This window comes from Paenibacillus sp. A3M_27_13, from assembly GCF_024213315.1.
GTDB classification, from domain to species: domain Bacteria; phylum Bacillota; class Bacilli; order Paenibacillales; family Paenibacillaceae; genus Paenibacillus; species Paenibacillus polymyxa_B.
This window is the reverse complement of sequence record NZ_JANAVE010000010.1, coordinates 161,200-172,774: the sequence shown is the minus strand read 5'-3', so window position 1 is coordinate 172,774 and position 11,575 is coordinate 161,200. Positions and strand designations below refer to the sequence as shown.

At 48.9% G+C, this 11,575-nt stretch carries 1 protein-coding gene; it reads left to right on the top strand.

From position 1 onward, the window contains the following. The first annotated feature begins 164 nt into the window (after window positions 1–164). Window positions 165–11,378: a non-ribosomal peptide synthetase gene (locus NLX82_RS24585; protein WP_254349202.1), complete on the top strand. Its 11,214-nt coding sequence runs from the start codon at window positions 165–167 to the stop codon at window positions 11,376–11,378. Window positions 11,379–11,575 lie beyond the last annotated feature (197 nt).

The following is an 11,575-nucleotide window of genomic DNA, read 5'->3' as shown; positions in this document are numbered from 1 at the left end:
ATCAGTTTTCTAAGATGCAGTGATTTCACTTTGCATGTGCAGAGGGCGGCGGCTTGTCCGACTGCCCTTGCCTGCAAAGTATTCTTTTTCTGACACAACGCTCATGTACGTAACAACGCACCATCCAACGGGGGAACAGGCCCCGAGAAGCAGGAGGGATGTCATTGAAAGCCTTATTTGAGAAGGAAAAAAATTACTGGAGTCATAAACTGGAATCTGAGGATCATATCATCTGCCTACCATACACCAACCATGTGTCCAGAAGTACAACTGTAACGAGTTTAAATTCCCATACGTACACACTCACATTTCCAACTGAAATTTCCCAAAGAATATCATCTATAACAGGTGGCGCTCCATGGGCCGTGTTTATGGTCCTGCTTGCTGGAGTAGAGAGCTTATTGCATAAATACACAGGTGAGGAACGTGTGCTGCTGGGCATTCCGGTAGCCAAGTCTGGCAACGGTGCTACAAAGCCGATCAACCATCTGCTTTTATTGAAAAATACGCTGGATTCCAGCACAACCTTCAAAGCTTTGCTGTCTCAAATCAAAACCTCTGTCGGCGAAGCTATTGAACATCAAAACATTCCTTTTTGGAACTATTCTGAATTACTTGACATTCAACGTAATGAGGATGAAAAGCCTCTTATTCACACCACAGTATCCTTGCAAAATATTCATATTTCTGATTTTTTAAATCACGTACAATCTGAACTGGATTTCCAGTTTCAATGGGAACATGAAGCGGTCTCCCTGAACGTAAAGTATAGTAGCGACCGTTATAGCGAGACGACGATTGAGCACTTTGTTGAGCAGCTTCTGCGGCTGTACACTATTGTTTTGCAGCAGCCAGAGTTGGCGATTTCCACAGCACAAGTACTGTCAGAGCAAGAAGTAGAGCAGCTGGTCCATACCTTCAACGATACAACTGTTGATTATCCACGTCATGCGTCTATTCATGAATTGTTCGTGAAACAGGCGAAGCAGGCACCACAGCAGGTGGCGGTAGTGTGTGGGCAAGATAGCCTAACCTATGCAGAATTGAATGAAAAGGCCAACCGACTGGCTCATTCTTTACGTAAGCAGGGAATCCGCACTGAGCAGACGGTCGGCATTGTAGCTGAACGCTCGATTGAGATGATTGTCGGTATGCTCGGAATTCTCAAAGCAGGTGGAGCGTATGTACCCATTGATTCTGATTACCCGGATGAGCGTATACGCTATTTGCTGCAGGATTCCGGTGCGGACATACTGCTCGTGCAGCGAATGGAACATCGGCCCACTGATTTTAAGGGAATGGTGCTTGACCTTAGCGATGCTGCAATTTATGGAACGGATGATGCTGATCGTTACGATCCAATTTTGCCGAATGATCACGGGACGAATACTGATCCGGGATACGTGGACTGCCTAGATCCGTTCTACTCCATTTTCGCCAGTCCCGAACTTGCTTCTATGACAACCATACAACCAGAAACCATGCAACCAAAAGCTACGCAATCAGAACAAGCAGAACAAATACAGCAGGTTTATGCAGCTGGAGAACAACCGAAGGCGAGCGCAGCTGGTCGTTTGGCCTATATTATGTACACCTCAGGGACTACAGGCCAGCCCAAAGGGGTTATGGTGGAGCACCGTAATGTCGTGCGTTTGGTGACAAACACAAATTATGCACGCTTGAATGCCGACACGCGCATTTTGCAGACCGGGTCTGTTGTCTTTGACGCGTCCACCTTCGAAATTTGGGGTGCGTTATTGAACGGTGGACAGCTGGTGCTGGTGAGTCAGGATGTTATTTTGGACGCGCCCAAGCTCAAGGAAGTTGTTCGCAATCACGGCATTACCACGATGTGGCTGACCGCACCACTCTTTAATCAGCTATCCCAGCAGGACTTGGAACTATTTGAGGGGATGCGGGAGCTATTGGTTGGTGGTGATGTGCTGTCCGTACCGCATATTAACCGGGTATTGGAGGCCCATCCGAATCTACATATCATTAACGGCTACGGTCCGACGGAAAATACGACCTTTTCCACCACACATGCCATTACCGGCGTTCAATCGGCATCTGTGCCCATTGGTAGCCCGATCCATAACTCGACGGCATATGTCGTGAACCGTTCGATGCAGCTCCAGCCTGTTGGAGCGTGGGGAGAACTGATCGTCGGCGGTGACGGGGTGGCTCGCGGATACCGCAACCGCCCAGAACTGACGACCGAAAAGTTCATTGACAGTCCGTTTCGTGGCGGCGAACGCTGCTATCGAACAGGGGACCTGGTGCGTTGGAATGCGGACGGGACGCTGGAATATAAGGGACGAATCGACGCACAGGTGAAAATTCGAGGCTACCGGATTGAGCTGGGCGAGGTGGAAGCACAGCTGTTGAAGCTGGAGGCAGTCCGAGAAGCTGTTGTAATTGCACATGAAGATGAGCAGGGGCAAAAGCTGCTCTGCGCATATGTGGTCACCCATGCGGAAGTAGCGACAAGTGAGCTGCGTAGTGCTTTGAGTCAGGAGCTGCCGGGCTACATGGTACCGTCGTATTTTGTACAGCTGGAGCAATTGCCACTGACGCCCAACGGCAAGGTGGATCGCCGAGCGTTGCCACAGCCAGAGGGAGGTGTAAGCTCAGGCGCAGAATATGTACCTCCTCAAAATCAATTACAAGCACAACTGGCTAGCATCTGGAAAGATGTGCTGGAGCTTGAGCGCATTGGGATTAAGGATAACTTTTTTGAGGCAGGAGGACATTCCCTGCGGGCGACACATGTCATATCACTCATCTATAAGGAATTGCATAAAAATGTGCAGCTAAAGGATTTGTTCCAGCATCCGACAATTGAACAGCTGGCGCAGGTTATTGAAGCACTGGAGCAAACCACCTATGAATCCATCCCTGTTACGGAGAATAAGCCATTTTATGCGGTCTCTTCGGCTCAAAAACGGATGTATATCCTCAATCAGCTTGATGGAGCGGGAATTAGCTATAACATACCTGGTGCCCTGACTCTGACCGGTTCACTTGATCACAAGGCACTGGATAACGCGTTCCGTCAGCTTATTGAACGCCATGAAACATTGCGCACAAGTTTTGAGACCATGAACGGTGAACCTGTCCAGCGAGTACATGACGAGGTTCCTTTTCGCATGGAATTGACCTATGCTCACGGAGCTGCCCCAAAGGAAACGGATGAGCTGGTACATAACTTTGTTCAGCCGTTCGATCTGGGGCAAGCTCCGTTATTCCGAGTTGGCTTGATTGAAACAGACCCAGAGCATCATATTTTGCTCATAGATATGCATCATATCATTTCGGACGGTACCTCTATAAATGTACTGATTCAGGACTTCATTCATTTATATGCAGGCGACACGCTGCCATCGCTGCGCATTCAGTATAAAGACTACGCCGCTTGGCAACAGAAGCAGCAGCAAAGTGAACGCTACCGGGAACAGGAAAACTACTGGCTCAATACCTTCGCAGGAGAGCTACCTGTGCTTGATCTACCGACTGATTATTCACGCCCAGCGGTGAGAAGCTTTGAAGGAGATGTGCTGGAATTTACGCTTGACCAACGACAAAGCGAAGGCTTAAAAAGCATTGCGGTGCAGACGGAATCGACATTATATATGGTGCTGTTGGCTGCCTATTCGGCTTTGCTTAGCCACTATAGCGGGCAGGAAGATATTATTGTCGGTTCGCCAATTGCAGGGCGGCCCCATGCAGATCTTGGCAGTCTGATCGGGATGTTCGTGAATACACTGGCAATCCGTAATTATCCAGAAGGCGGGAAAACGTTCCGCGATTATGTGTTGGAGGTCAAGGAAAACGCGTTAAAGGCTTTTGAACATCAGGATTATCCGTTTGAAGAGCTGGTGGAGAAGCTGGGCGTGGATCGAGATTTAAGCCGTAATCCGATATTTGATACCATGTTTGCACTACAAAACATAGAGCAAAAAGAGCAGCAGCTGGCGGGGCTGCAATTGGCATCTTATCCAAGTGAACAAACGGCGGCCAAATTTGATTTGAGTCTGTTCGCAGTGGAGGATGGAGAACAAATTTCCTGTGCTCTTCAATACGGAACTCGGCTGTACAAACGGGAAACCATCGAACGACTGACTGAACATTTGCAGCAGCTTATCAATGCGGTTATAAAACAGCCGGATATCGCTCTTTCGGCTATAGAAATGGTTTCGGCCCAAGAAAAAGAGCTGCTTGTGCAGAGATTCAATGATACGGTAGCAGACTATCCGTATCCACGAGATCAAGCACTGCATGTGCTGTTCGAGGAACAGGTAGCGCAATCACCAGATCGGCTGGCCATCACCTTTGCGGACATGCAGCTTACCTACCGCGAGCTGAATGAACGTGCCGACCGTCTGGCACGCATACTCGCTTCCCATGGGATACGGCGCGGGTCCGAGCCAGAGACACAGCGAGTAGGGATTATGGCTGAACGCTCCATTGAAATGGTCGTCGGTATGCTGGCGATTTTGAAGGTCGGAGGGGCTTACGTTCCCATTGATCCTGATTATCCTGAGGAGCGTATCCGTTATTTACTGGAGGATTCCAGTGCTGGGCTGTTACTGTTACAGCGACGTGAGCAGATTCCTTTTGAACCCGGCATTCCGATCATCGATTTGAGTGATGAACAGCGATGCAATAGCAAATCTGAATGTGACGCTCAGACGGATGGAACAATTGCGATTACAACAGGGGGATCTTCCTCCGATCTTGCGTACGTGATCTACACCTCTGGTACGACAGGCAAGCCGAAGGGCGTGATGATTGAGCACCGTAATGTCGTGCGCCTAGTGAAAAACAAAAGCTATGCCATGCTTGATGAAAATACACGTATGCTGCAATTGGGCGCAGTTGTGTTCGATGCCTCCACATTTGAAATCTGGGGAACGCTGCTGAACGGGGGACAACTGTATGTGGTAAGCCATGACACTATTCTGGATGCCTCCAAGCTCAAGCAGGCGATTGACAAGTATGGTGTTAACACGATGTTCATGACCACGGCTTTATTCAATCAGTATTCGCAGCAAGAAATCGGAGTGTTTGCGTCCTTGAAGGAGTTGCTCGTGGGTGGTGATGTATTGTCTGTACCACACGTCAATCGTGTGTTGAAGGAGTACCCGCAGCTTCGCCTGGCCAATATTTATGGGCCGACGGAGAACACCACCTTTTCCACCATCTATGACATTACAGAACCGCAAACCCAGGCTATTCCCATTGGACGTCCAATTGATCACTCGACCGCTTATGTGGTCAATCGTTCGTTGAAGCTGCAACCTATCGGAGCCTGGGGAGAGCTGATCGTCGGTGGCGACGGCGTTGGGCGAGGATATCTGAATCGGCCCGAGCTTACGGCGGAAAAATTTATTGAAAGTCCATTCCGGTCTGGAGAATATTGCTATCGTACAGGGGACTTAGTGCGTTGGCGTGCTGATGGTGTACTGGAGTACAAGGGAAGAATGGATGAACAGGTCAAAATTCGCGGCTACCGCATTGAACTGGGTGAAATTGAAACCCGTTTGTCCACGATTCCAGGTGTGAAGGAATCGGTTGTTACCGTGCGGCAGGATGATCACGGACAAAAACAGCTGTGTGCCTATTTTGCAACAGACAGTGAATTGAGCGCCAGCGACTTACGTAACATTTTGTCGCAGGATCTGCCTGGCTATATGGTGCCGTCTTACTTTGTGCAGCTCTCCAGACTGCCTTTGACGCTGAATGGCAAAGTAGACCGCAGGGCACTGCCCGCACCTGAGCACAATCTCGATACAGGTATGGATTATATGGCACCTGAGACGGATGTCCAACAGGCACTGGCTACGGCTTGGGGAGCCATTCTTGGTATCCCGAAAGTCGGAATACAGGATAACTTTTTCCATTTGGGTGGTGACTCCATCAAGGCCATCCAAGTATCGTCTCGCTTGTTTCAGGCTGGATACAAGCTGGAAATGAAGGACTTGTTCAAATACCCGACAATTGCGGGACTAAGCACATATATTCAGCCTGTTAACCGAATAGCCGAGCAGGGCGAGGTTATAGGAAATGTAGTGCTTACACCGATTCAGCGCTGGTTTTTTGAACAACCAACGGAAGAACCACACTATTTTAACCAATCTGTCATGCTCTATCGTCAGGAAGGCTATGACGAACAGGCACTACGGCGGGCGCTCCATCAGATTACTTCGCACCATGATGCATTGCGTATGGTTTTTAGTTTGTCGGAGAACGGATGTACAGCATGGAACCGCAGTGTAGAGGAAGGCGAACCGTACCATCTGGAATGCTTTGACTATAATGACAGCGATGTAAACAAGCAAGATTTGGCGAAGATAATTGAAGCGAAATGTAATGAAATTCAATCTGGTATTTCCCTAAGCGAAGGTCCGCTGATGAGACTGGGGCTGTTCCGTTGCCCGGATGGAGATCATCTGCTGGTCGTGATTCATCATTTGGCGGTGGACGGGGTATCCTGGCGCATTTTATTCGAGGATTTGGCGACTGCCTATGATCAAGCCTCCAAGAGTGAACAGGTGATTCAGCTGCCTCATAAAACAGATTCGTTCCAAACGTGGGCCGAGCAGCTGCACGCTTATGCCAACAGTCCAGCTATGGAACGTGAGCGAGCGTATTGGGGGGAACTTGCACAAGCGGAACTGGCTCCTTTGCCGCAGGATTACGGGCATAACGAGCACGAAAAGCCATTGATTGGCGATAGTGAGTCGGTTACTGCTTTGTGGACACATGCTGAGACAGAGCAGCTGCTCAAGCAGGCCAATCGTGCCTACCGTACAGAAATTAATGACCTGTTGTTGACGGCGGTAGGAATGGCATTGCAAGCATGGAGCGGACATGAGCGTTTCCTGATTAATCTGGAGGGACATGGACGTGAAGCCATTTTACCAGAGGTGGACATTACCCGAACGATAGGGTGGTTTACAAGCCAATATCCTGTTTTGCTCGATATGCCGGAAGAACTGGCACTTTCGCAACGGATCAAGGGTGTGAAGGAAGGACTGCGCGGCATCCCGCAAAAAGGGATTGGCTACGGTGTACTGAAATATTTATCCGACCGTCAGACACAGGCACCGGAGGCATCTCCAGCCATATTTACGACAGATCCCGAAATCAGCTTTAACTATTTGGGACAGTTCGATCAAGATATGAAAGGGAACGACTTGCAATCATCCTCATATGAGGGTGGGATGCCGCTGAGCCCGACCATGGCTCGAACGTATACACTGGATTTTGGCGGCATCATTTCGGGAGGCCAACTGGGTCTGACGATTAGCTATAGCCGTACGAGCTATAGAGCGGAGACGATCGAGCGATTGGCGAAATTTCTAGAATCGAGCCTGCGTGAAATTTTGACGCATTGCATCCATAAAGAACACCCGGAGCTTACCCCAAGTGATATTTCCTATAAAGGAATGAGTGTGGAGGGCTTGGACAGTCTCTTATCTGAAATGGGTGCTGCGGGTGAGATCGACAATGTATATGCACTGACCCCGATGCAGAAAGGGATGCTGTTTCACAGCCAGCTAGATAGTCAAGCAGCTGCGAATGACGCGTATTTTGAGCAGGTTTCTTATGATATGCGAGGTCAGATGGACATTCGGGCTTTTGCAGAAAGCCTGAATATTCTGGTTCGGCGACATGAGGCGCTGCGTACACATTTTTATTTTGGCAGAGATACGGAACCGTTGCAGGTGGTGTATCGAAATCGGGATTGCGGCTTTCAATATGAAGATTTACACCATCTAGATGAGGATGCAAAAGATACCTGGGTGAAAAATTTCAAGCTACAAGATAAAGCACGGGGCTTTGATCTGCGTCGGGATGTCCTGCTGCGTGTAGCGATTTTACGTACCGGAGAAGACAGCTATCATTTTGTATGGAGCTTTCATCATATCGTCATGGACGGCTGGTGTCTGTCCCTTATAAACAAAGAAGTGTTTGAAAGCTATGCAGCACTTCAGGAGGGCAGAGTACCAGAACTGGCACCGGCAGTGCCGTACAGCCGCTTTATTGAATGGCTGGAAGCACAGGATCGCAAGGCGGCAACCGACTACTGGAGCAGCTATTTATCCGGATATGAGCAGCAAACAGCGTTACCAGCTGTAAAATCCGGTCGCAAGAGTGAAGGCAACACGGCTAGTGATTGGGTGACGGTTTTGGAACGTGAGTTGACCCTCCGGGTGGAGGAGACGGCTAAGCGATATCAAGTGACCATGAATACGTTATTACAAACCGCATGGGGGATTGTGCTGCAAAAATATAACAACCACAGTGATGTCGTATTTGGCAGTGTCGTCTCAGGCCGTCCATCAGATATTATCGGGGTAGAGGATATTATCGGCTTGTTCATTAATACCATTCCCGTTCGCATTCTTAGTGAGGCAGGGGAATCTTTTGCAGAAGTTATGAAGAAAACGCAGGAGCAGGCGCTGGCTTCTCATGCATATGATACGTATCCACTGTTTGAGATTCAGGCATTGACCGACCAGAAACAGGATTTAATTAACCATATTATGGTGTTTGAAAATTATCCAGTAGATGAGCAGGTCGAGGAACTGGGAAGTGACGGGCAGGATACATTCTCGATTTCCAATGTGGTGGCTGCAGAGCAGACTAACTATGATCTGAGCTTAGTCGTTATGCCGGGAGAATGCATCAAGATTCGTTTTATGTATAACGCGTTAAGTTATGATCAAACAGGCATTGAGCGTCTGCATGGACATTTTGTGAACCTGTTGGAGCAAGTTTTGCTTAACCCGAATGTTTGCGTAGAAGAGCTGGAACTGGTTACAGCGGCGGAAAAACAACAAATTACAGGAGAGTTTAATGACACTGCCTCTGCATATCCAAGCAATCACTCGATCCAAAAACTGTTTGAGGAGCAGGCAGAGCGCACGCCGGATCATATTGCCGTAGCTTTGGGTCATCAATCATTGACCTATCGGGAACTCAATGAGATAGCCAACCGTTTAGCGCATACGCTGCGTGATGCAGGGGTGAAATCCGATGAACCTGTGGGCATTTTGACGGAGCGCTCACTGGATATGATTACGGGAACACTCGCTATTTTGAAGGCTGGTGGCGCGTATGTGCCGGTAGACTCTCAATATCCGGAGGACCGTATCCGTTATATGCTGGAGGACTCTGGAGCCAAGCTGCTGCTGGCCCAGCAGGATTTACTGGATCGTTGCTATTTTGACGGACAGATTGTCAATCTGAATGAGGATACGTCCTACAGTGCAGATGCTTCCAATCTGGGTATAGATGGAGCGGGTAATCATGCTGCTTATGTCATTTATACCTCAGGTTCAACAGGTAAGCCTAAGGGTGTCGTTGTTGAGCATCAAAGTGTCGTGCGCCTTGTCCGCAATACGGATTATGTGCCATTTGATGAATCGACCCGAATGCTGCAGACTTGCGCGTTTGTATTTGATGTATCTACGTTTGAAATTTGGGGCGCGCTGCTGAACGGCGGTCAGCTTGTTCTTGTGCATAAGGATGATCTATTGGACGCGGCCAAGCTTAAAGAGACGATACGGGATCATCGCGTCACCATGATGTGGCTGACCACTCCGTTATTTAATCAGCTTTCACAGCAGGATAGTAAACTTTTCGGCGATGTGAAGTATTTGCTGGTTGGTGGTGATGTTTTGTCTGCACCCCATATTAACCGGGTCCTGCGCGATAATCCGGACATCAACATCATTAACGGCTATGGGCCAACGGAAAATACAACCTTTTCGACGACGTATCACATTACGGAAGAACAGCTGGATTCTGTGCCGATCGGACGCCCCATCCGCAATTCGACGGCGTATGTTGTGGATTCGTCATTTAACCTGCAGCCGGTCGGAGCTTGGGGTGAGCTGGTTGTCGGCGGAGACGGAGTTGCACGTGGTTATCTGAACCGTCCTGAGCTGACAGCTGAGAGATTTCTAGCTAACCCGTGGGTGGACGGAGATCGCCTGTACTGTACGGGAGACCTTGTTCGCTGGCGTGAAGACGGCATACTGGAATACGCTGGACGGATTGATCAACAGGTTAAAATTCGCGGTTACCGGATTGAGCTGGGCGAGGTGGAGGCGCGGCTGGCAAGTGTACCGTCCGTGCGGGATAGCGTTGTTATTGCTTTGCGGGATGGAGCGGGTCAGCAGCAATTATGTGCTTACTTCACCGCCGATGAACAGCTGACCATCCGTGAGATTCGAGTTGCGATGTCGGCCAGTCTGCCGAGCTATATGATTCCATCCGCATTTGTACAGCTGGATCGGTTTCCGCTGACGACAAACGGCAAAATCGACCGCAAAGCTTTACCTGTGCCGGACAAAGGGCTGCACACGGGTATAGAATATGTCGCACCGCGAACTGATGTGGAACAGTTGCTGGCAGCCATTTGGCAGGAAGTACTTGAAATTCCACAAGTGGGTATCCACGATGACTTTTTCACGTTAGGTGGACATTCCTTAAAAGTACTGGAGCTTATACGCAAAGTTCACCTTGCTACAGATATTGAGCTTCCCATCCGTAGTGTTCTGGACTTCCCGACTATAGAAGCGCAGGCGCTCACATTATTGAAAGCCGATCTGGAATACAAGGCCGATAGTCCAATCATTCGGTTGAATGAACACGGTCCGATCTCCATCTTCTGCTTTCCTCCTATGCTTGGATACGGGCTGTCGTTCGCGGAGCTTGCGAAACAACTGGATCAGGACGCAGTCGTGTATGGGTTGGAGTTCGTAGATGATGCTGCGGATGAGCAGGCCATGCTGGCACGTTACGTTGATTTGATCGTCAGCACGCAAGCGCAAGGTCCGTATGTGCTGCTTGGTTATTCCATAGGTGGTAATCTGGCGCATAAGGTTGCTGACACACTGGAACGTCAAGGTCATACTGTATCCGATATTTTTATGCTCGATTCGGTCAAAAGGGCGGAAGCCCTGCCCTTCACAGTTGAAGAAACAGAGCATGAAATTCATGACATGCTGGAACAAGTTCCCTACTCCTACCGTGAGCTGTTGAATGAAACGTACCAACGTAAAATGATCGCTTACGCGGTATATGGCAACCAGCTTGTGAATACAGAGAGCGTTCAGGCGAATATTCACGGCTTTGTCGCCGTTGGATCGGAAACGGTCAAGGGTACAGGAGATAATCGACTTTTATGGAAAGACGCTACACAAGGTAGCTATGAAGAGCATAGCTTGATTGGCAATCATTATGAACTGCTGGAACCCGGATTTATCGAGGAAAATGTAAAAAGTATCCGTGCCACCATACAAAAGATAACTCGGAACACGGACAAAGACATGACACAAGACTTGGCACATCATAAATCTTGAAAATCTACGGTCGATGATGTAACGAACTGAATCACTAATTTTTAATCTGTAACACATGAATCCTGATCGACAGGTAAGAAGCCTTCTGCTTACGCGACTCGATCAGGATTCGCTTTATTATGTGCACTCCCGCGATGGGAAGTGCGATGATTCCATAGCGCCATGCTGATGGCTTCCATATGGAGTATAAATATCTG